The following is a 21,360-nucleotide window of genomic DNA, read 5'->3' as shown; positions in this document are numbered from 1 at the left end:
AGGTGGCCCCGGTTGATGATCGCGCACACCTGCTCAATGTTCCCCTCGGCGAGCGCGGCACTGTAGGCGATGGAGCGTCCCCCCTTGCTCGCCAAATCGACGGTGCTTCCCCCCGGGCGTGCCCAGTGGATCGACAGTGGAACGTCGAACATGCCGTCGGTGGGGCCGTGCAGCTCGTCGAGACTATCCGGAATCGCATAGAACTTGCGAAATCCGAAAGGCAACGGACGAGCAGCCTCGGGCTCCACGAAAACTTCAGCATCACTGTCTACCCCGGAGTAATCATCGGTCGACATCTACGCATCCTCTCCAAAGTGCACACCCTCCGACGCTTCCCTGGCACCGATCAAGAATGCTCTACAAAACAGACAGCCCTACGGGCAGGGGAACCGTATATTGCTTACGGCCTGACACCTTTTTTCCGTCGCCCTCGGGGAAGCTCGATGCCGGCCTTCTGGACAGCTCGCAGGACAGTACTTCGGGATGCCCCACATTCGTTCATGGCCGCGGCGACAGTGGGGTATCCACCCGTCTGTAGGAAGACGTCATCAAAGTAGTTGGCGATTTCTCGTGCAGTCATGCGGCCGCCAGTTCGACGTCGCTCGTTAGCCTTCTGCAGCTTTTCTGTCTCGCCGCGTGCGTAGTCGCCGTCGGGGTCGTCCTGCCACCGCTGTGCGGCCTTCTTGCCGCCCTTGCGGCCCATCGTCGCCAGCGCCTTGCGCTCCCGCGTGGACGCACGCCCAGTCGCCGCCGGGCCTCCAGAGACCGAGTGGGAGGTCTTGCCAGTGATGACATAGCCGCGCACACGCCTTGCCATGGTCTGCCTGTCCCGCATCGGCGGGATGTCCTCTGTGCGCCCGTCAGCGCCGATCGCCTGGGCGATACCGTAGGCGCGTTCGTAGGCGTCAATGATCGCCGCATCACTCATCCGCTTACCCGCCGCCCGCAGACGGTGAGCTTCGGCCAGGGCATGTCGGAAGGCCGTCTCATCCCGGGCGGCACGTCCCTCGGTGATCCACAGGACCTTCACTCCGTCGATGCGGTCAGTGTCCATCGCCGTGGCGCTGGGGAGATCCCCGTCAAGATCAGCTGCCATGGCCTTGAATGCCTCGGCTTCAGACCGTCGGGCTTTTACCGCCTCGAGGAGTTCACGCCCACTGGTGTACTTCTGCTGCGTGCGGGCAGCCTGTGGTGCGGTGTCACCGGTCATGGCTCGGACCTCCTCGATCAGGCTCGACAGTCGAGCAACCAGGTGGTGCTGACAGTGCCAACGATAAGCCGTGGGATCAGCTCCTGTGTACAACGGCGAGCGCGACAGGTTGTGGGCGAAGGCCGGGTCCCCGCCCAAGGCGGTACCCAGGGTGGCTGCGGTGGCTTTGAGCAGGCGCATATTCGCCGATTCGCCGGAACCGTCGGCGTGGACCGGGTCGATCAGCCAGATCAGCTGTGCTTTGCCGTTGGCCGGGTTGACCCCGATCCAGGCAGGCCCGGCACCGACCCCGGCGAGTCGGGCGATGGTGCGGTAGGCCTCAGGGTGGATGTTGTCGACACCGCCACCGTCGGTGCCGTAGCGATCCACGTCGACGACGATGACCGCGGCGTACTGCTTGTGGGTCAGGGCCACGTACTGCATCCGGGATAAGGAGGGGTGTCCGACTCGGTACATTTTCGGCACGCTGGCACCGTCAGTGGTGGTGCGCCAGGCTTTTTTGAAGTCGCGGGTGGGGCATCCCTGCAGGGCGTGTCGGCCCAGGTGTCCGGTGAGGTGGGCCCGGTCGGTGTCGGTGGCCCCGCAGGACTGCAGGGTCGTCGGGGTGGCCCCCAGGGTCTCGACGAGTAGTCGGGAAGCCTCGGCCAGGGCACTGCGGCGCTCAGGTGAGCGCTCGGGGGCCGTCGGGGAGGTCGTCAGGGGGGTCAGGCCAGTGAGATCGGCGAACATCGTCGGGTCGGGGAGATCGACCGGATCCGGAAAAACGCCCTGGGGCGCGGTGTCGTCAGGGGACACTCCGGCGTTGGGTGGATGTTCGCTTGTGCGCTCGGGTACACTCATAACCAAGCTTTCTCCACGAGTTGAGGTCGTGGGGTCAGCGAGCGTCACCGGGATGCCCGTCCTGGTGGCGCTCTTTATTTTTGTGCTTGACGGGTATCTTACACGTTTGTGATTCCGCAGGTAGACACGACACTGGAACCCCTCCGGCACGGCAGAAGACCATGTGTACACAATGTTTACACATGGTCTAGGGGATCCCCTGCGATAACGCCTTCCCTGGCCACGATTGTACACATTGTTTACAATCGACGATACGGTGTCACAGAACTTTTCGTAGGAGGATTCATGCCCACCCACAGTCAACCCCCGCATCCCAACGGTCGGGTCGTGTCCGTGCGCCTGGACGATGATCTCATCGAACGCCTCGACGCACTTGCTGAGCGCACCGGTCGATCCCGCAGCGTCTACATAAAGCTCGCACTGAAGGCCGCCCTGCCGGCATTGGAGCGAACCCACTGGGAACAGCTCCCCCGTTTCACCGACAACGACCTGATCAACTTCCAGTTCGGCCAGATCATCAACAACCTCGGCATCCGCGATGACGGACGCACTGATACAGATGACGAAGCCGAGTAGAACTCGGCGCATTTCAAAGCCGATTCCGGCTCCACTACGTTGTCGGCGAGCTGTAGGTGGCACCTTCCAGCCATGCCACCAAGGCCGTGATCTCAACGAACAGGTCTGACGATGCTCGGCTGTATAGTCGGCATGCAGGGGGTCGTAGACGCCGCTGTGGCGAGCGTTTCGGGAGACCTCCCTGCTGATCACCGATACGTTGCGCCCGGTCTTTGCCACGATGGGCCATAGGCGGTCACCGTCGTCGAACAGGGATCGGATCCACATGTGCTCGGCGAAAGCTGATCTTTTTACGGTCCTTGACCCTCGACCAAGACAGAGCGGCAATCGACTGGCCGAGGTGGTGTCTGGTCATGGTGACCATCATGGGCATCGCGACGGGCTCCTGGTGGGAAGGCAGGTTAAAGACTCCGCCAGGCCCCGGGGTGTTACTTCCACGATATCAACGGGTGCATGGTTATTATTATGGTCACACTTATTGCTTCGTTATTTATTGGAGGTTCGAGGTGGCGACCGTTGCCGAACACGTAAGGGCTGTCGACGCAGTCATCTGTGACAACATCGTCACGCTATCCAGCCAGCGCGACCTTCTATCCCAGAACGTCCTCGGACAACTGCGAAACCTGGTCGAGGGCGTCGCCGTACGCTTGCACACCGGCAGAGGGGACGTCGAGTACAACTACGACGCCATCCAGGCCGCACTCTCCTGGGTGAAGGCGAACGGTCGACTGAACTTCGTCACAAAGTTCCACACCTTGCTGCGGCCGTCGGTCTCCCACTACACATTCGACGGGGACACCTCGGAACGACTCATGCTCCGCTACTACGAGTACATGCTGCGTCTGCGCACGCTCCTGTACGACGAAGCCAGCGTCGCGATCCTCGCCAACCTTGATCTTTTCCCGCTCGACCAGGACCCGGCGCTCGCGGATTACCACGAGAAGATCGTCGTAGAGATCGACAAGCTGGGAAGGGCGACCTCGGCCCGTCACGACCGGTTCTACATTCACAAGACAAGGCCGTTCGTCACCGGCGGCCGAGTGTTCTACGAGGTCACGTTCTACAAGGCCGTCAATCGAGTGAGCAAGGCCGACCGCATAATTGGGTTCACCGACATCGACATCGCGGACAACTACTCTGCGAACCTGGGCCTTCAGGCGGCCAGCATCGAAGTCTTCGGGCAGCAGATGCCGGTGACCCTCATCCGCAACTGGGAAGTGTCCATCCGGCCGTGCGAGGTCGACCACTTTGCCAGCATTGTCGGGAAGCCGACGAAGGTGCGGACGGACTCTGCCGAGTACAAGTTCGTCATGGCTGGCCTGACCGACGGCTCAACTCTGCTGGACCTCATCGACGCCTCCGATGAGTGGTACAACGACGTCAAGGCACGGGGAACAGCTACCTCCCGGAGTCCGCAGATCTTCCCTGCCATCGACGAAGCGCGCAGCATCATCCGCGGGAAGAGGCCCGGCCACAATCTCCTGCGCTACCTGCTTCTTCGGATGCGCAACGACTGGCTGAAGGCGCAGTACCACTGGGAACCGAACACCCGCCTCTCGAACCTCAACGTCAGCTACTCGTGCATCCCGTTCGACGACATGCCTTTCTGCACCGCACCGCGGGCCCACAACCCGCGGTTCTGGGACCTCATCAACAGCCTCGATACCGCTGGCCGCACCCACGAACTGTTGGCTCGCCACGTACAGCGCAATGTTGAGGATCGCGGAATTTTGTACACACCGATCGCCGAACTCGAGGACCTCGGCGACGTAGCAGCCCTCATCGCCACCTACAACAGCAAGCTGTACTACAAGCACCGGCCTGCTCGTAACCTCGTCCTCGACAAGGGCCACGTCTTCATCCAGAGCTATGAGGACGACACCCACGACATCGTCACCAAACTCCAGGCACACGCAGCCAGCGGCATCAGCGGGTACACGGCCGCGGTGGAACAGTGGCTTGGGACGACGGCACACACCGTGGACGACACCGTGAAGCGAGCGGCACTCACCAGGTTGTTCGCTCAGTCTCGCGTGGCGCTCGTCTACGGGGCTGCCGGGACAGGGAAGACCCGCATGGTCGACCACATCGCCAACTACTTCGGTGGTAATCAGAAGCTGTTCCTCGCCAACACCCACCCCGCGGTCGAGAACCTGCGCCGCCGCGTGCGCGCGCCAGAATCCACCTTCCGGACCATCGCAAGCCACAAGCACAACCCCACTGGTGACTTCGACCTGCTCGTCATCGACGAGTGCTCGACGGTGAGTAACGCCGATCTCCTCAACATCCTGCAGAACACCAGCTTCAAACTCATCGTGCTCGTCGGGGACGTCTTCCAGATCGAGTCCATCAGATTCGGAAACTGGTTCAACGTCGTGCGGTTCTACATCGAGCCGTCTTCCATCTTCGAGTTGTATAAGCCGTACCGCACCAGCAGTGATGACCTCATCGACTTCTGGAACAATGTCCGCAACCTCGACGTAGGCATCACCGAGGCCATCGCCCGCAACGGGTACTCGACCGCTCTTGATGCCAGCCTGTTCGACAACCACTCTGCCAACGACATCATTCTGACGTTGAACTACGACGGCCTGTATGGCATCAACAACATCAACCGGTTCTTGCAGGCCAGCAACACCTCGCCCGCCGTCCCGTGGGGGCCGGCGGTATACAAGGTCGGCGACCCGGTCCTGTTCGCGGACACCAACCGGTTCAAACCGCTGATCTACAACAACCTCAAGGGCACCATTGTCGACATCCAGGCCTCCAATGGCAGCATTCAGTTCGATGTTCGGCTCGACCGGCCAGTGACCGAGTTCGACGTCGAGGGGTACCCCGACTTGCAGTGGGTTTCCGATTCGACGGTGCGATTCGCGGTCTACGACATCGACATCAGTGATGAGGACGACGACACCGACACCACCACCGTCCCTTTCCAGGTGGCGTATGCGGTCGGCATCCACAAAGCCCAGGGCCTGGAGTACGACGTGGTCAAGATCGTCATCACTAGCGCCAACGAGGACGACATCACACACAACATCTTCTACACTGCCGTCACACGGGCCCGGAAGGACCTGCGGATTTACTGGTCGCCAGAGACACAGCAGGCAGTCATCAATGGACTCCAGGCCGCTGATACAAAGAAAGACGTCGCTCTCCTGTCGTCGAGACGAGATCTCGTTTCGCCCCGAAGTCGCCCCTAACGAGGCCCTATTGGGTTCACCAAAAAGAGACACCCCGCTCGTTCATATGTGGAACCGTGCCGCCTTCGAGGGTATTTGCCGTCGGTTTCAGGACCGATGGAATCGCATCATCGCGGGGGGCGAGGCCCTGTGTGATGGTGAGGTAGTTGAAAGGTGGCCGCGACGGTATACCCCAAAAGCACACCGCACAGGCCAACTAACGCCCCTGTTCGATAAGGTGTCACTGTGCCCGAAAAGACAGTTCCGCCACAAGGTCTAGACCCTACCGGTCAGCTCGTCGGCTACGCCCGCGTGAGCAGTGCCGAGCAGAACCTCGATCGCCAACTCGACCAGCTCGACAACGCTGGAGCGCAGCGGATCTTCACAGATACCGTAAGCGGCTCCACCCGTGATCGCCCTGGACTCGAGGCAGCGGTCGATTACCTCCGTGCCGGCGACACCCTCCTAGTCGTTAGCATGGACCGACTCGCTAGGTCGTTAGTAGACCTACACACCCTCGTTGACGAACTCACCACCGCCAGGGTGACCGTCCACTTCCTCCAGGAGGGGCAGACCTACTCCTCAACCCCCTCCCCCACCGGTAAGCTCCTGCTCAGCATGCTCGGCGCGGTCGCCGAGTTCGAGCGCTCCATCATCCACGAGCGCCAGGCAGAAGGCATCGCCCGCGCTAAAGCCAGAGGTGCATACAAGGGACGAAAACCAATTCCTGAAGAGAAGATCACCCAAGCCCTCCAGCTGATCGAACAAGGCGTTCCAAAGGCTCGGGTTGCCCGAGATCTCGGCATCAGTCGAAGCTCGCTCTACAAGAACCTCTAGCAGATGCGCAGAAGGGCTCTGGAACGAATGCCGAGAGATCGACAGCCAACACAACGAGGACGAGAGTGATGGTGGACGTGGCTGTTGTTTCCTGAGGCGCCCCTCGCTCACACGGGGGAGCACAACAAGCCGGAGCTGGTGCGCAAGGACTTCATCGTGGATCATCCCCGTTCGCACGGGGTGCACTCACCGAGTTGGTCGGTGTAGACATTGTCACGGGGAGCACGTCTCGGAGACGATGTCGACGCGCAACCAGGAGGGACCATCCCCGTGCGCACGGGGAGCACACTAAGCGACCAGGCACTTAGGGTTCACGAGGGTGTTCCTTGCTTCACTTGTGTAGGGGATGGACAGTCGGTCACCCGACTGCTTGGCTCTGTGGCTTCTGTAGGAGAGCCGACGAGTCTTGCTGCTTCTGCGCCACCAGGGTCGACTTCCGTCATTGCTGACGGGTCCGACTCCACGGAGGCTCCACGGCCATTTAGGGTCGTGCCCGTCCCGGGCCGACCGTGTTTCAGCTCCTCGCCGGCAGCGGCGAGAGCGTAGTTGACGATGTTTCGCGCGGCGTTATGGTCCCGGTCAAGAATCAGACCACAGCTTCTGCAGGTGTAGGTGCGTACCGACAGTGGAATCTTGGTTTTCGATCTGCACTGCGAGCACGTCTGCGAGCTGGGGAAGTATCTGTCGATGATAGCCAGGGTCACGCCTTTATCAGCGCATTTGTATCCCAGCTGTGTTCTGATTGTGCCGAAGGAGACGTCGAGTATTGCCCGGTTGAGCCCGGCTTTTGCTCGGACTTTTCTGCCGGGGGCCTCGATGGTGCCGCGGGCTGAGGCTGTCATTCCGACGACATTGAGGTCTTCGATGGCGATGAGGGTGGCGTTGTGGACCAGCTCGGTGGTGATCTCATGGAGTAGTCCCTGTCGGTGTTGGGCCAGGTGGTGTTGCTGTTTCGCCAGGCGTCGTTTCAGCCGGTCATGGTTGGCTGATCCGGGTGTTGCTCGGGCTATTTTTCGTTGGGTCCGGGCTATGCGTTTTTCGTTGTGCGACAGTAGGCGTGGGTTGGCGATGACTGTGCCGTCGTCGAGGGTCATCAGTCGACTGACGCCGAGGTCAACGCCTATCGACCCGCCTGTTCTCTGCCGTCGGTTGGGGACTGTGCGGGGACGGTCTGGTTCGGCAACAAGAAAGGCGACATACCAATAGGACGCGGCTTTCGAGACGGTGAACGATCGGATCTCGCCGCCGCGGCGTAGGACGCGGGATAGCCGTTTGGTTGAGGCGTTGACCCGCAGGACCCCGAGACCGGCCAGGCGGACGTGGTGGTAGTCGTCTATAGAGCCGCCGCGTCCATCGACGCTGCGGTGGTAGATGCCACGTTCGGCGCCTGCCGGCCCCATCGCTTCGGGCCGGGGGATGGTATAGGAGTCGCGAGTCTTGTCTTTCTTCTTGAAACGAGGAAAACGGACACGCTGGCCAGCACGTTTTCCGGTCTGCGAGTCGAAGTAGTTGCCAAATGCTTTGCTGGCGTCTTGCAGACCGCTGACCAGAACTCGTCGAGGTACGGCGTGCATCCAGGGGTTCTCATAGCGTTCGCTGTCATCCCAGATATGGTCGCGGTCCTTGCCTTCAGCCAGAGATTGCGCCGCCTGCCGGTGTCTCTCGATCTCTGGGGTGAGGATCTCGGTAGCGAACTTTGTATAGCTGGTGATCAGCTGCAGGGAGCTCTCCTGTGTGGCCCTGGTCTTGACCTGCTCCCAGGCCTTGTCAGAGGAAGTTCCCTTCTCAACGATCTGGTCGTGAAGATCCCGTCGACGACGCTGTGCGTCGGCGTTGTATCCGACCATCATGTTGTAGGTGGCTCTCGCTGCTCCAGCGTGTTGCTGCAAACCTTCTTGCTGCCAGTTGTTCGGTGCCAAGCGGAACTTGTACCCGCGCAGGCATTTTTTCGGTCCTGTCAGGTTCTCCGCTGTCATCGTCGCCCTCCAACCTGGGATGTGAAGACCGTCTCCCCCTCCATTCAACCTGATTATCTTGACCCTGTCCGAAGGATGAGACACGGCCTGCTACAGAAGCGCGTAGACACGAAGTGCCCGGCCCGATCAACAACGTTGTAGCGTTAGCGTTTTAACGTTAACGTCATAACGCTATCTATGTCGCCAGGTGCTCTTTCAGCAGCTCTTCGATGATCTGTGAAGCGTTTGTCTCCTCTTCCACGGCACGCAGTTTGAGCGCCTTCCAGGTCGATGACGACAGGTAGATCGTCGTTCTCCGGTCGAGCTTCTCCGAGCCATCATCCAGAACTTCCGCAACGGGACGCGCCGGTGAGGCGTTCGGCTTCCGCATCGTGTCCGCCAACCGTGGCCGCTTCTTCTCACTCATGACATCTCCTCGATTTCCGATATTTCTTTGTAGACATCGTCGTAACCATGAAAACGGGTAGGGTCCGTTCCGAACTGCGCTTTGAGCTCTTCTCGTTGCGGTATCGCGTTGTAGAACGTTGGCACGCCCTCGCCTTCCAGGAGCTCTCGGGCTTCCGAGTACAGGCGCGTGTGCATTAGGACTCCCGTGAGAAGAACCCCCGTCATTCGATGCGAGGTCGTTTCCAAGGTTGGCCACACTCGGTCAATGTCCATTGGACTTGCCCCAGAAGGAACGACCACCAGGTCGGCAACGTCGATCGCAGCCTGAATTTCTTGCGCGGTCCCTGGAGGGGTGTCGATCACTACCAAGGAATCGCCAGAAGAGAGTTTCCCCAACGCCTTAGCTGTTGCGGAGCGCACAGGGAACCCGAGCGGCTCCCCACGCTGCTCGGCAACCTCTGCCCACCGAAGGGCCGAATGCTGAGGGTCGGCATCGTAAAGCGTCACGTCCACTCCGGCTGCATGCGCAGCAGCAGCAACCATCATGGAGCTGGTGGTTTTCCCGACACCTCCCTTGGTGTGGACGAACGCCACGATCACGCCATGCTCCTAGCCTGCTTGACAACTACAACAGAAGAGGACTCTAGCACTATAGCGTTACAACGTCAACGTCATAACTTTAAAACGTTGACGTTGTAGCGTTGTAGCGTTGTTGCATGGTAGAGTGGTCCTAAACTGCTTCTCACCATCAGGAGACCCCGACGTGCCTTCTCGTCATGGCTCGATCACCACCGAGCGCCTGGAGCGCATCACTAGCACTGCCGACGGGCTACTGGATGCCCTGTTGGAGTTGATCGAGGAGACACCGGCGGGAGATGAAGCACTGTTGAACAAGGCGCGGGTGTTCAAGGAGTCTGTCTACGAGGTCCATGATTGGGCCTATGCCGAGGCGTATCCGCCGAACAGTGAGTAGGGGAGGGTCGCCGCGCTCGCGGAGCGCCCGGGGGATGGGCAGTTGCTCGACGCTAGAGCGCGGCGACCGGGGCAGGCGCGCAGGGGGTCCCCTCCCAAAGGTGGGGGCTACGCCTACCGAGAGGTGACGTTACAGCAGCTCACTCATCGGTGGAGGTCATTTCGGCGTATCTGGAGAACAGGTTTTCCAGGCGTTGCCGTTCAGTGGTGAGCTTGCGATCTGCCCCAAAGGCCTTGTCAACGACGCGGTCGAGCTTATCGTGTGCCTTCACCAGGGCGGGGTCCATGGCCAGCGGGTTGTAGACGTCGGCGAGACTGCGCTCGGGGTGCTGAGCGGGCGTCGAGGAATCTTTGGTTGACTTTGCCGGCTCGCGGGACTTGTCGTCGAAGCCGGACTCTGACTGTCCATGCCGTTCTTCTTCATGGCCGATCATCCAGCTGTCGTGTCAGCAAACACTTCCGCCTGCTCCAAGACGAGTTCGATCGCCTTTTCCTCTGCGTCCGGCGGATAGTCGTACTTGGCGAGGATGCGACGGACCTTCGAGCGCATCGCGGCGAGCACCGATTCCTTGAGGTTCCAGTCGATCGTCGCGGACTGCCGCACCGACTTCACCAGATCCTGGGCGATGGCCTTGAGGGTATCGTCTCCGAGCTCCATCACAGCGGAGTCGTTCTGCGCCACGGCATCGTAGAACGCAACCTCGTCCTCCCGCAGGCCGAGCTCATTGTGTCGCTTCTGGGAATCGCGCAACTGCTTGGCCAGCTTGACGAGTTCGGCGATGATCTCAGCTGTCGTCAGCGAGCGGTTCGTATAGCGGTTCACGGCCTCTTCCAGCATCTCTGAGAACTTCCGTCCCTGCACGATGTTCGTTCGCAGGACCGTGCGGATCTGGTCGTTCAGCAGGCGACGCAGGAGGCCCATCTGCAGGTTCGGTTTCTCCTGCTCTGCAAGCGAGTCCAGGAACTCGTCACTGAGAATCGATATTTCTGGCGTCTCGATCTCCGCCATCTTGTAGACGTCGACAACCTGGTCGGCTGCAACCGCCTCGTTAATGAGCTGGCCGAGCGCGGTGTCGATCTCGACTGCCCCAGACCCACCCCGACCGGAGTCGGGGTTCTGGATTTTCAGGATCGCTGCACGCACGTCAGCGAACAGCCGCACGTCGTCCCTGATCGACGCGGCCTCATCCCGTGCACCAGCCAGTGCGAACGCCTTCGCCAAGGCGAGCACCTGGTCGTTGAACCGCGACGTACGGTCCGGGTCAGCCATGACGAAGTCGAGAACCTTCGCGTACTCGTTCAACCGTTGCGAGGCCGGCAGCTCAGGCGAGGAGTCGAACTGCACACCATGGAGCATTCCCTGCACGATGTCGAACTTCTCCAGCATGACCTGGATCATCTCGTCGATGGGCACTCCGGCCTGGTCACGATCGGACGGTGAATACTCGCTCAGCGCCTTCTGCAAGTTGGCGAACACGCCGATGTAGTCAACGATCAGCCCACCAGGCTTGTCACGGAATGTTCGGTTCACTCGCGCGATGGCCTGCATAAGCCCAGCGCCTTGCATGGTCTTGTCGACGTACATTGTGTGCATCGACGGTGCATCAAAACCGGTCAGCCACATGTCGCGGACGATCACCAGCTCCAGCGGGTCATCAGCGTTCTTGGCCCTCAGTTTGAGGTCCTTTCGTATGTCCTTCGAGTGGATGTGAGGCTGAAATTCTGCAGGATCAGCGGCAGAACCGGTCATAACGACCTTGATCTTGCCTTGGGCAGGATCGTCCGAGTGCCAGTCAGGACGCAGCTCCACGATTTTCTCGTAGAGCCGTACCGCGATGCGGCGGCTCATCGTCACGATCATGCCTTTGCCGAGCAGCGATTCCCGCCGCTTCTCCCAGTGCTCCACGATATCGTGCGCCACCAGGTCCAACCTGGACTCCGCGCCGACGATCGCCTCCAAACGTGACCAGCGGGACTTCGCCGCTGTCGCAGTATCTTCCTCGACAGTCTCGGTGATCTCCTCAGCAAGGTCATCGAGAGCAGCGAGATCCGCGGCTGATAGGTCGATCTTGGCCAGGCGCGACTCATAGAAGATCCTGACTGTGGCGCCGTCCTCGACAGCCCGTGTCAGGTCGTAGACGTCCACGTAGTCACCGAACACTGAGCGTGTGGACTTGTCGTTCGACTCGATCGGGGTGCCCGTGAACCCTAGGTAGGTGGCCCCGGGCAGCGCATCGCGCATGTGCTTGGCTAGACCCGACTTCAGGCGTCCGTGTCGGTCCAGGGTCTCGCTGAAGCCATACTGGCTGCGGTGTGCCTCATCAGCGATCACTACAACGTTGCGGCGGTCAGTGAGCACGGGGTTGCTATCTCCGTCTTCGCCGGGCGCGAACTTCTGCAGCGTGGTGAACACGATCCCGCCCGAAGCCCGTTTGAGCTTCGACCGTAGATCAGACCGTGTGGTCGCCTGGACCGGAGTTTCCGGCAGGATACGCGCTGGTGCGAAAGTCTCACCGAACAGCTGATCGTCGAGGTCATTGCGGTCAGTGATGAATACCAGCGTCGGGTTCGCCATGCGCTGATCGCGCATGATCTTCGCCGCGTAGAACACCATCTCAAAGCTCTTGCCCGAGCCCTGGGTGTGCCACACGACGCCGCCGCGCCGGTCACCATCGGGACTGGACGCCTGCACCGTGGACTCGACGGCCGCGTTTACCGCCCAGTACTGGTGATACTTCGCCACTCGCTTCACGAGCGTCCTGGTGGGCTGTCCAGTTGCCTTGTCAGTGACGGTCTCGTCACTGAAAACGATGAAGTTCTTCAGCAGATCAAGGAACCGCTTCTGCTCGAACACGCCCTTTATAAGGACTTCGAGTGCAGGAAGGCTGCTGACAACCTCGCGACCTTCGATTGTCTTCCATGGGGCGTAGTGCTCGAATGCGCCGGAGTAGCTGCTCATCGCCGCTGAGGCACCGTCGGAGATAACCGTGACCGCGTTGGGCACAAACACCGATGGGATGTCTTTCCGGTACGTCTGCACCTGGTTCCACGCGGACTTCAGTGTCGCATGTTCGGCGGCAGGGTTCTTCAGCTCCAACAACGCGAGAGGGAGGCCGTTCACCATCACGAGCACGTCCGGGCGCCGGTTCTTGCCGTTCTCCACAATCGTGAACTGGTTGATCACGGCCCAGTCATTGTTCAACGGCTCGTCGAAGTCCACCAGCCAGAGACTCGTTGTACGTAGCTGACCGTCATCATCACGGTACTCTACCGGCACACCTTCGATGATGAGCTGGTGCAGTCGAGAATTCTCATCAATAGAGTTCTGCGACTCGGCACGCTGGACCGTTTTCACTGCTTCATCAATCAGTGAGATATCGGCGCCAGGATTGATACGCCGCAACGCGTCGCGGAGCCTGCCCCAGAGGATCACGTCTTCGTACGAGGAGCGCTCAGCGCCCGGCTCGCCCGGTGCGATGTCGGGGCCATGCAGACAGCGGTAACCCAACTCAGCGAAGTACTCCAAAGCAGCCTGTTCGACGACATTCTCATTGAAGGTGGTCACGAGGCAACCTCCAGCGTGGATTCTTGCACCCAGCGTGCCAGTACACTAAGTGCGGCCAAGTACTCAATAGCCTCCTGCTCAGGCATCTCCCGATCTGCCTGGTGTGCAAGGGGATTGCGGATGCCCGCGAACACTCCCTCAGCAAAATTTCGAGCACCTCGCTGCATAGATTTGAACGTCCTGCTTCCGTCATCGTGCATCCGGTGCAGACGTGGGTTCCGTTCAGCCGCGGGCTGCTCGCTAAACGCTTGGTTGAACAGATCCGTCTCACTTAAGTCACGACGATCGAGCTTGTTCTGCGTCTCAGCGTTCAGTTTGCGGATCGCACCCTCGACGGCCTCACGATAGTGCCCTGAGTGCCAAAGTGACTCCGCACCTCCCCAGATCCACGGGTGGAAGTCGCCGGCAGACACAAGCGGTGCAGGGTCTCCGAGCTTCTCTTGCAGTTCAGCCTCGCGTTCGAGCGCAGCCACGCCCCGCGCCGCCCAATCGCGTAGATGTCTCCACTGCGCCTTACTCTTGACTCTTCTTTCCTCTTTCTCATTCGCACGCCATTCGGGCAACACACGGTCAAGGATCTGCTCGGCGACATAGGCTAGCTCGGCGGCCGTCGAATCTGGCGTACGTTGATGGGTACCCGCCACGAACACGCCGCTTCCGGGACGATTGTCATACGCAACTTGATCCGTGGCATGGATGAACTGGCGCAGGGAGTCGATCGCCCAATTAACATCAACCGCACTCATGCCTGCCCCTCCTCAGTCGGCACGCTGACGCTCCCGGACAATAGCTCCGGAAGCAGAGTTTCCCTGAGAGCACTCAGCTTCTGGATCTCAGCTTCGAGCGACTCAACGCGCTGATCGAGCGAGGAAAGTACCTGCTCCAGCTGCTCCGCGTGTTGATCGGCAACCCAGCAAATCTCGGCATCGTGCACATCCTTCTTGTTTACCGATGCAAACACTGTTCCTTCGCCCTGGAACTTATCCCATGCGCTCCGCGAAGCTCTCATCGCATAGTAAAGGGTGCTCGGCTGATTCTCGCTGTGGATGGCAGCTACTCCTCGGCCCACGCAGCAGTCGACCGCTGCGCGGTTTAGCTCTCCAACAGGAGCTCGTACCGACATCAGCGTGTCGTTACGCCGAGCGAATCGAATCGGGTTCGTCGTCCATATTCGCACCGATGGGAATCTGAATCCGAAATCGCGCTTACCTTGGTAGAAGGGGGTGCCGTCGTGGGCATCATTGAGGACATCGCTCTTCGGTGAAGTTCCCATCGTGATGGTCGCGACATCCGAAACTGCGCGACGCTCGCCTAACAATGAGGCGAACAGTGCATCCCCAATCTCCTGAGCTTTGTTTATTTCCCGCCGGTTGGAATCGATCTTGTCGTCGAGCGCGCCGAGCGTCGCGGCAATCGCACGCTGCTCTGCGATGGGTGGGAGCGAGAACTCGAAATCTCCCATTTGATGAGCATTCAAAGTCGGCTGCGCAGCTCCTGAGCGGAAGCTCGTCACATGATCGCGCCACCGCCTGGACTGCAACTGATAACCAACAAATCGGGCGTCGGCTTCCTCTTGGTTCGGTTGAAAACGGACAAGATAACCAGCGAAAACTGCATCCGCGCGATCTTCCATCACAGTCGCGGCATTCCCGACACCATTACCTAGGCGTGAGATGAGAAGGTCTCCGCGCCTGAGCTGGTACCGCTCCGTCGAATCGGCGTCAAGATCACAGAAGGGTACCGTCTCCCAGTCGATCTTTCCGCCTGTTATATCCGTCTGGCGAACAAACAGTGGTCCTGGCGGAAGCTCTCTACCCTTTGCGATCGCTCCATACTGCGGTTTGGCCGAGATTTCGGCAAGCGATACGGTTGACCAGCTGTTCATCGCCCGAGCCCTTCTAGCCTGGCGCGAACCTCATCCTCGAGCTCGCGCCCACGCTCGAACTCAGCGAACAGTTCGTTCGTGAGTCGCTTGATCTTCTCGTCGATTGGCTCGTCGTCGACCTCTGCCTCCACAGCACCCACATACCGCCCTGGCGTGAGCACGAAGTCGTGCTTCTCGATCTCTTCGATCTTCGCGGCCTTTGCAAACCCCGCCACGTCTTCGTAGCCGCCGTCGTGGTTGCGCCACGAATGGTAGGTGCCCGCGATCTGCCCGATGTCCTCGGTGTCGAGCACGCGCAGCTTGCGCGACTCCATCCGGCCGAGCTTGCGAGCGTCGATGAACAGCACTTCATCACGCCGCTCACGGTGCCCGTTGGCCGCGCGTCCCTTCGAGACGAACCACAACGAGACCGGGATGCCGGTGTTGAAGAACAGCTTGTCGGGCATCGCGACGATGCAGTCCACCAGGCCCGCCTCAACAAGCTTGCGGCGGATCTCGCCTTCACCGCTGCTCTTCGAGGACAGGGATCCGTTGGCGAGCACGAAGCCTGCCGTGCCGTTGGGCGCAAGGTGGTGGATGAAGTGCTGGACCCAGGCGAAGTTCGCGTTACCAGGGGGCGGAGTGCCGTACTTCCAGCGAGGGTCGTCGCCGAGCTTCGCGTCCCACCAGTCAGAGACGTTGAACGGCGGGTTCGCGATCACGAAGTCAGCACGGAGGTCCTGGTGGAGATCCTCGGTGAACGAGTCTGCTGAGTGTGAGCCCATGTCGGCTTCGATGCCACGCAGCGCGAGGTTCATCTTCGCGAGCTTCCACGTCGTGTCGGTGAACTCCTGCCCGTACACGGAGATGTCAGTGCGCTTGCCGCCGTGAGCCTTCACGAACTCGGCCGACTGCACGAACATGCCGCCCGAGCCTGCTGCTGGGTCGTAGACGCGACCCTTGTACGGCTCCAGCATCTCCACCAGTGTTCGGACCACAGAGCGCGGGGTATAGAACGCTCCGGCATCCTTGCCGGTCTCCTTGCCTGCGAACTGGCCCAGGAAGTACTCGTACACGCGCCCGAGCACGTCATCAGCACCATGGTCGTCGGTCTCGGTGAAACCGATCGATCCGATGAGATCGACCAGCTCGCCGAGGCGGCGCTTGTCGAGGCCATCACGGCCATAGTTACGGGGCAGCACACCCCGAAGCGACGGGTTCTCCTTCTCGATGGCGTCCATCGCGTTGTCGATGATCTCACCGATCTGCGGATGCTTCGCCGAGTCCTGGACGGATGCCCAGCGAGCTTTCTCGGGTGCCCAGAAGACGTTGTTGCTGGTGTACTCGTCGCGCTCCTCCAGGAACGAGTCGATCCGCTCGGGCTTGATGCCATCAGCAGCGAGCTCCTCCTTGAGTTGCTCGCGACGCTCCTCAAAGCGATCTGAGACGTACTTCAAGAACACCAGACCCAGCACGACGTGCTTGTACTCGCTGGGCTCTTGGTTGCCGCGTAGCTTGTCGGCTGCTTCCCAGAGTTTTTGCTCTAGCGTCTTGGTGGGCTTGGGGGCTGAAGCGCGTCGCGCCATGTGTGGGTTCTGCTTTCTATCAGTGTTGAGAAGCGGTACTTGCTCGGTTCTCTAAGGAAAATATAGCTGGGGTCCGGACGTAGTTGCAGTTTCGCCCCGCGGGGGGTTCGAAGACTGCCGCTGCACCGTAGTGACGGTTAGATGCCGACTTAGCGAGAATTTGTGGTGGTGTGTGCCAGTCCGCTGGCGATAGATATCGCCACCTGGGTACTGAGCGTGGACCATGCGGTGGCCTGCTGTTCTGCCTGCTGCTGTCGAGCCAGGGTCTGTTGGTACACCGCCCCGAGGGCTCGTTGGTCCTCGAGGCTGATGTTCGGCGCGTTCACCAGCCGTAGATCCACTCGTCGTAGTGTGGATCCCGCGCTAGCGGCTCCCTCGTCGATGGCTGCAGTGATCACCGCTGCCAAAAACCATGGGTCGGTCTGCTCCGGGTCACAGCGATACGCCTCCATGTATCCGCCGTCTGGGCGGACACCGTCCGTCTCGCAGATGCTTGCCCGGCGCTGCCCGACACACACATCACCGGAGCGTAGACCGGCGTCAGGATCCTCACGGTCGCTTTGGCGTCGTACCGATGTGACCCCTGGGAGTTGTCGTGCGCTGATAGTGTCATCACGCGATGAGCCGATATCTAGGTGGTCGATCTCGTTGCCGAGACCATCAAGTGGGGTTATGGCCGTTGTCGCGGCGTCCAGCTGCGTTTGTAGTTGGTCTGCGGTGGGAAGGTTGGCCTGGGTGACCCAGTAGTCGGGATTGTAGGTCTTGTCTGCGCCGATGAGATCCAGCCGAGTGACCTGGGTGCTCTCGGAGGTGGTCGGAACAATATGGTGGCTGCGATGTTCCTGTAGGGCGGCGGTGATGCTGGTGGTATCAATCTTGGTCACCTGGCGGCCTCGAGCCCGGGTGACATGCTCATCGTGGATCCGTGCGAACAAGACAGTGTCGGTGGGATGAGAGGGATTCTTGGTCAAGACGATCGCGACTGTGGGGATAGCTGTTCCCGGGTGAAGGTGATCAGGGAGTCCGATGACAGCCTGGAGGCTGCCATCGGCAACCATCTTGTTCAGGACCTTTTGTCGAGTTTCCGGCCGGTTGAGCGTCGAAGGCGACAAGATAGCAATGGCTGTTCCGTTGTCAGTGAGAACGTTGTGGGCTAGCTGCAGCCACACCGTGTCATCGGTGCGATTGGGGGTTCCGTATCTCCAGCGCTGTGGCTGTTCGCTAAGTTCCTCGGCAGGGAATCGCATGTTCCATGGGGGGACAATGCAGACCAGGTCAGCACTGTCTGCGGGTAGGGCGTTGGCGGCGATCGCGTCGGTGGCAGACCATGTTGCCTCCCATCCTTCGACCACTGCCCGCGCCTGGGCGAGCATGAGAGCGTCCGGGTTGATGTCGTTGCCGCTCAGGTGTGCCGCAGGAAACCGGCGTTGTAGAGCGGCGAGGGTGCCACCACTGCCGCAGGCGAAGTCCAGGATGCTCGAAGCGGTGTCCGGGGCAAGGTCACTGAGCAGGTTGTTGACGACCTCGGTGGTGGCGAATGCTGCGCCACTTCTTCCGGCGTTGCGGCTGTATCGGATGCCGTGCTCGAGAATATCGTGGGCATCGTGGCTGCTGAGCTGCGCGTACACCTTAGCGACGGAGGCGTCGTCGAACAGTGTCGTTAGTCGGCTGGCCAGGGGTTCAGGCACAGTCGGGGTTGGTGTGATGGTGTCAAGGTGTCGCCGGGCGGCAAACAGGAACAGAAGTGTCGAGAACTCTGCGGTGTCGAAGTTCCCGCGTAGCTGGTCAAGTGCCGCTGATATAGCAACAGTGGTGGGTTGCTCCGCGTCGCGGCGGATCGTCTTGTTGTTGGATTTCAACCAGCCAATGACCCGGTCTTGATCGAAGGTCGCCGGTCGTGACGTGGGGTCTAGGGGCTCGGGGAAAGTGTTGTCATTTTTCCGCCACTGTCCAACTGCAGTGAGGCTAACGTTGGCGATCTTGGCGATGGTGGTGGCAGTGATGGGGGTGGGCATTAGGCGATCTCCTGACCTGTTGTGATGTCGATGACTCTGGCCCGTTGTACGTGGGCGTAGTGGGGGAGACGGATGACTGAGTGGGCTGCCAGGCGCACCTGGGCGGACAGTGCGCGGACTCGACTGACCGCTGTGGCGGTAATGCCGTGTGTGGCCAGGCGTGCCAGAGCGAAAGCGAAGATATGATCCCCGCTGCCTATGACCACAGTGGCGAAAGAGTTCAGGTTCGGCGTGTGGTCAATCGCATCGATGAGCGCCAGGTCAGCTGCATCTCTACCGGTTCCGGGGGGAAGGAATCGTGCATTAAGCATTCGGTTGGCCGCGAGGTACCCGACGGCAGCGTTGTGACTGTTGGTGGCGATGATGACTTGGTCGCTGTCGCCGATCCCAACAGTGCGGATGTAGTCGGCAAGTGTGTCTTCGACAAGCTGCTCGGTCAGAACTGCATGGTCGCAGAGGTTTTCAAGGTCGAGAAAGTGGATGGAGCGGGGAGCGAGTTTCATGATGTTCCTTCGTATCAGATATGGCCGTGATGAAGCATTGCAGCGAGGATACATCACACAACATTCATTGTGCAACTTCACCTACTGAAGCTGTACGGAACACCTTCATCAAAATCTGTGCGCTACGGCAAGAACTATCCCCTACCTGCATACTTCCTCTTGCCTGACCGTCACTGTCGATTTCCTCAAACCCTGCCCCGGCCTAAGGCAAAGGCCCTCTGCAGGCGGTGGCTTCACCGTGCGAGTCGCCAACCGTGGACTGCCTCCTTGTGTTTCGCCGACGCGTGTTGCTTGCAGAGCAGGAGGTCCACCGTCTGCGATTAGCGTTCGGCCGTCCAGGAGCTGGCGGGTCCGCCTCCACCCTTCACCGGATGGCCCCTCGCCGTGATGTCGTATACGAAAATTGCTACAGCGGTCATCCGCTACCAGTCGATGCCCCAACGATCACCGCACCCCGCCCGTCATAGAGCCCAGCCGCCCCTTGTCTCGTTCCACCGAAACACCACACACCTCTGGCACTATTACTCCAAACAGTCGTTGGCACGAAAATAGCCGACTCATCGAACGGACGTGAGGGGATCGATGGACCGCTCATCCGACCGCTTCGTCGGGGTGACTTCGGCACCACTTGCGCACTTGAGCCCGCGGCCACCCCTCGGGCACATGGAAGGTCCGACCACTCACCTCCACAGCCCGGAAACCGACAGGCGGCAGTGGCGTTCCCGGCGAACCCGCCGCCGTCCTCGAGACGGAACTCACCGGGGCCGAAGTCCCCGACAGCTGTGCCCTTCGGCCATCCTCCGAAGCTCGGTCGAGCTCCTCGCGCAGTCTCCGGTTCTCCTGGCGCAGGCGCTCCATCTCGTAGACCACAGCATTGCGCTCCCGCTGCTCCCGCTCGCGGTTCTGCCGCGCCCGGGACTCCTCGATCCTCTCTTCCTCGGTGCGAACTCCATGATCACGCAACCGATACCGGGCAGTGTCGAGCATCCGGGCAGCGGCCTCACCATCAGGCAGTGCCCCGGCGACATCAGCGAGGCGACGCGGGTTACCACGCAGCCATTCGATGACGCCGGTGCGGGTGTAGGTCGGTTCCATCGGCAGGGCGGGAAGTTCGACAATCCGGCTGGCGATCACCCCGTCATCAGCGGCCCGGCGGCGTTCCCACGCCCGGTGTCGGCACGACGACGAGCAGTACCGCGGACGCCGCCCGCGCCCGGTGTAGGTCAGTTCGGTGCCGCACTCTAGGCACACCATGCCGGGGTCGACCGGCTTGCCGTCCGGGTCCCCGCCAACACGGATTTCTGCCGCCGTGGACGAAGGGGGGCCGCCGTGTTTTTTGCTCTGCTCTGCCATGGTCTCCACCCTAGTCTTTTCGTGCCAACGACATTTCGGAGTAATAATGCAAGAGGTGTGTGGTGTTCTGTCGGCGCGGCAGCGCCGCGGTACTGAGACCGTGTAGGGCTCCTACTGTTCGACGCTATGGTGACGGCGGACCTGTGGAGCGGGGGCAGGAGTGATGGTGGAGCGGGCGGTTTGCCGGCAGTGGAGCAGGGTCATGGCGGGCTGGCTGTGTCGACAGTTACCTCCACACCGTGGAGGTGCTCGCCTTGCTGAAGACGACGTGCTCCGTGCCCTCGGAGACACGGGAAGCCCCCTCGACACGCACGCCCTGGTGCGGCGCCGCGGACGCCGGCCTCTTGCCACCAACACCTGCCTATGACCCGTTGGGGAAGCTGGCATAGTAGGCACACTGCCGGTCGGTGAGGGTGCGCTCGAGCTCATCGAAGCGACTCTCCCACAGTGCCGTCATCCGGAGTGATTTCGGGATGCTCGCCCACTGCGAGATC

16 protein-coding genes and 1 pseudogene are annotated in these 21,360 nt (G+C 60.7%); 4 read left to right on the top strand and 13 right to left on the bottom strand.

Translation table 11 applies throughout. The annotated features are described in order from the left end of the window. Both ACTXPP_RS12835 and ACTXPP_RS12830 read right to left on the bottom strand, forming a co-directional pair. Positions 1–296, bottom strand: a pseudogene (locus ACTXPP_RS12835) (hypothetical protein); the annotation flags it as partial. Between the two features lie 104 nt (positions 297–400). Beyond that, complete coding sequence (locus ACTXPP_RS12830; protein ID WP_443342511.1) at positions 401–2,050, bottom strand: replication initiation protein; 1,650 nt, start codon at positions 2,048–2,050, stop codon at positions 401–403. Positions 2,051–2,335: 285 nt separating this feature from the next. Between ACTXPP_RS12830 and ACTXPP_RS12825 the strand changes: the two genes are divergently transcribed. The 3 genes from ACTXPP_RS12825 (at position 2,336) to ACTXPP_RS12815 (ending at position 6,645) form a co-directional block, all read left to right on the top strand. Next, positions 2,336–2,626, top strand: a complete 291-nt coding sequence (locus tag ACTXPP_RS12825; protein ID WP_443342510.1) for a ribbon-helix-helix protein, CopG family — start codon at positions 2,336–2,338, stop codon at positions 2,624–2,626. A 506-nt stretch (positions 2,627–3,132) separates the two neighbouring features. Further along, positions 3,133–5,829 carry an ATP-dependent DNA helicase gene (locus ACTXPP_RS12820; RefSeq protein WP_443342509.1) on the top strand — a complete coding sequence of 899 codons (2,697 nt, stop codon included), beginning with the start codon at positions 3,133–3,135 and terminating at the stop codon, positions 5,827–5,829. A gap of 225 nt (positions 5,830–6,054) precedes the next feature. Beyond that, positions 6,055–6,645 (top strand): recombinase family protein, encoded by a 591-nt coding sequence (locus ACTXPP_RS12815; RefSeq protein ID WP_443342507.1) that lies wholly within the window; start codon positions 6,055–6,057, stop codon positions 6,643–6,645. A 311-nt stretch (positions 6,646–6,956) separates the two neighbouring features. On the opposite strand, the gene ACTXPP_RS12810 is transcribed toward ACTXPP_RS12815, so the two are convergent. The 3 genes from ACTXPP_RS12810 to ACTXPP_RS12800 all read right to left on the bottom strand — a co-directional run bounded on the left by ACTXPP_RS12810 (position 6,957) and on the right by ACTXPP_RS12800 (position 9,608). Next, on the bottom strand, positions 6,957–8,621 hold the full coding sequence (locus tag ACTXPP_RS12810) for an RNA-guided endonuclease InsQ/TnpB family protein (protein ID WP_443342505.1): 1,665 nt from the start codon (positions 8,619–8,621) through the stop codon (positions 6,957–6,959). 175 nt (positions 8,622–8,796) lie between these two features. Continuing rightward, complete coding sequence (locus ACTXPP_RS12805; protein WP_443342503.1) at positions 8,797–9,027, bottom strand: hypothetical protein; 231 nt, start codon at positions 9,025–9,027, stop codon at positions 8,797–8,799. Then, positions 9,024–9,608: a nucleotide-binding protein gene (locus ACTXPP_RS12800; protein ID WP_443342502.1), complete on the bottom strand. Its 585-nt coding sequence runs from the start codon at positions 9,606–9,608 to the stop codon at positions 9,024–9,026. The genes ACTXPP_RS12805 and ACTXPP_RS12800 overlap by 4 nt, the downstream gene beginning before the upstream one ends. 163 nt (positions 9,609–9,771) lie before the next feature. Here ACTXPP_RS12800 and ACTXPP_RS12795 point away from each other — a divergent pair, with 163 nt between their 5' ends. Next, positions 9,772–9,981 (top strand): hypothetical protein, encoded by a 210-nt coding sequence (locus ACTXPP_RS12795; protein WP_443342501.1) that lies wholly within the window; start codon positions 9,772–9,774, stop codon positions 9,979–9,981. Between the two features lie 139 nt (positions 9,982–10,120). Here the strand turns inward: ACTXPP_RS12795 and ACTXPP_RS12790 are convergent, their stop codons facing one another. From ACTXPP_RS12790 to ACTXPP_RS12755, 8 genes are all read right to left on the bottom strand, one after another. Beyond that, positions 10,121–10,414 carry a type IIL restriction-modification enzyme MmeI gene (locus ACTXPP_RS12790; RefSeq protein WP_443342500.1) on the bottom strand — a complete coding sequence of 98 codons (294 nt, stop codon included), beginning with the start codon at positions 10,412–10,414 and terminating at the stop codon, positions 10,121–10,123. Further along, a complete protein-coding gene (locus tag ACTXPP_RS12785) occupies positions 10,411–13,545 on the bottom strand; it encodes a type I restriction endonuclease subunit R (protein WP_443342499.1) in 3,135 nt (1,044 codons plus the stop codon). Before ACTXPP_RS12785 ends, ACTXPP_RS12790 begins: the two co-directional genes overlap by 4 nt. Further along, on the bottom strand, positions 13,542–14,291 hold the full coding sequence (locus tag ACTXPP_RS12780) for a TIGR02391 family protein (protein ID WP_443342498.1): 750 nt from the start codon (positions 14,289–14,291) through the stop codon (positions 13,542–13,544). The genes ACTXPP_RS12785 and ACTXPP_RS12780 overlap by 4 nt, the downstream gene beginning before the upstream one ends. Beyond that, complete coding sequence (locus tag ACTXPP_RS12775) at positions 14,288–15,430, bottom strand: restriction endonuclease subunit S (protein WP_443342497.1); 1,143 nt, start codon at positions 15,428–15,430, stop codon at positions 14,288–14,290. Before ACTXPP_RS12775 ends, ACTXPP_RS12780 begins: the two co-directional genes overlap by 4 nt. Beyond that, a complete protein-coding gene (locus tag ACTXPP_RS12770) occupies positions 15,427–16,995 on the bottom strand; it encodes a class I SAM-dependent DNA methyltransferase (RefSeq protein ID WP_443342496.1) in 1,569 nt (522 codons plus the stop codon). The genes ACTXPP_RS12775 and ACTXPP_RS12770 overlap by 4 nt, the downstream gene beginning before the upstream one ends. Before the next feature lie 149 nt (positions 16,996–17,144). Further along, positions 17,145–19,010 (bottom strand): HsdM family class I SAM-dependent methyltransferase, encoded by a 1,866-nt coding sequence (locus tag ACTXPP_RS12765; RefSeq protein ID WP_443342495.1) that lies wholly within the window; start codon positions 19,008–19,010, stop codon positions 17,145–17,147. After that, complete coding sequence (locus ACTXPP_RS12760) at positions 19,010–19,513, bottom strand: PIN domain-containing protein (protein WP_443342494.1); 504 nt, start codon at positions 19,511–19,513, stop codon at positions 19,010–19,012. Before ACTXPP_RS12760 ends, ACTXPP_RS12765 begins: the two co-directional genes overlap by 1 nt. 591 nt (positions 19,514–20,104) lie before the next feature. After that, a complete protein-coding gene (locus ACTXPP_RS12755) occupies positions 20,105–20,866 on the bottom strand; it encodes a hypothetical protein (RefSeq protein ID WP_443342493.1) in 762 nt (253 codons plus the stop codon). Positions 20,867–21,360 lie beyond the last annotated feature (494 nt).

This window comes from Candidatus Corynebacterium faecigallinarum, from assembly GCF_052264515.1.
GTDB classification, from domain to species: Bacteria; Actinomycetota; Actinomycetes; order Mycobacteriales; family Mycobacteriaceae; genus Corynebacterium; species Corynebacterium faecigallinarum.
The sequence above is the reverse complement of the archived record's forward strand: the minus strand, read 5'-3'. Positions and strand labels throughout refer to the sequence as shown.